Source organism: Mesorhizobium abyssinicae (genome assembly GCF_049887195.1).
In the GTDB taxonomy this organism is placed as follows: Bacteria; Pseudomonadota; Alphaproteobacteria; order Rhizobiales; family Rhizobiaceae; genus Mesorhizobium; species Mesorhizobium abyssinicae.
Genome location: NZ_JARAKC010000168.1, coordinates 1 through 245, shown reverse-complemented (window position 1 = coordinate 245; position 245 = coordinate 1). Strand labels below are relative to the sequence as shown.

1 protein-coding gene is annotated in these 245 nt (G+C 71.0%); it reads left to right on the top strand.

The annotated features are described in order from the left end of the window. A partial coding sequence (locus PU724_RS34105) for a phosphopantetheine-binding protein (protein WP_426213877.1) occupies window positions 1-245 on the top strand: 245 nt, incomplete at both ends.

Sequence of the window (245 nt, the reverse complement as noted above, 5' to 3'; positions counted from 1 at the left end):
TATGCGGCGCCGCAAGGCGAGGTCGAGACGGCGCTGGCCGGCATCTGGGCGGAGCTGCTCGGCGTCGAGCGCATCGGCCGCCACGACCACTTCTTCGAGCTCGGCGGCCATTCGCTCCTGGCGGTGCAGCTGATGGAGCGGCTGCGGCGGCTGTCGCTTGGGGTGGAGGTGCGCACCCTGTTCGCCACACCGGTGCTTTGCGATCTTGCCGCCAGCCTTGGCAGCCATCGCGAGGTGGCGGTGCC